The sequence below is a fragment of the Brachybacterium sp. Marseille-Q7125 genome, from assembly GCF_023062615.1.
Classification (GTDB): domain Bacteria; phylum Actinomycetota; class Actinomycetes; order Actinomycetales; family Dermabacteraceae; genus Brachybacterium.
This window is the reverse complement of sequence record NZ_JALLAL010000192.1, coordinates 1-413: the sequence shown is the minus strand read 5'-3', so window position 1 is coordinate 413 and position 413 is coordinate 1. Positions and strand designations below refer to the sequence as shown.

Below are 413 nucleotides of genomic sequence, written 5' to 3'. Positions count from 1 at the left end.
CCTGCGAAGCGCGACTGCGCCTGCAGGAGCCCGGGCGCTGTCTCCTATACACACCGGACGCGGCGGGCGAACCTCGATGTGCGAAACCTCGCCGTCGAGGTGGAATCCTGGGGGAGATAAGCCTGTCATCCGCAGGGCAGCTTTTATCCGTTGAGCGATGGCCCTTCCACGCAGAACCACCGGATCACTAAGTCCGATTTTCATCCTTGCTCGACCTGTATGTCTTGCAATCAAGCTCTCTTTTGCCTTTACACTCTACGTACGATTTCCGACCGTACTGAGAGAACCTTTGAGCGCCTCCGTTACCTTTTGGGAGGCGCCCGCCCCCGCCACACTGCCCACCTGCCCGTGTCCGAAGACCCGCTTCATGGCCTATGGTTAGAGTCCCAGTCCTCCAACTGTCTCTTCTCCAC

At 59.1% G+C, this 413-nt stretch carries 1 rRNA gene; it reads right to left on the bottom strand.

What is annotated here, in order from left to right:
* Positions 1-413: ribosomal RNA gene (locus MU407_RS14220) — 23S ribosomal RNA — on the bottom strand; the annotation flags it as partial.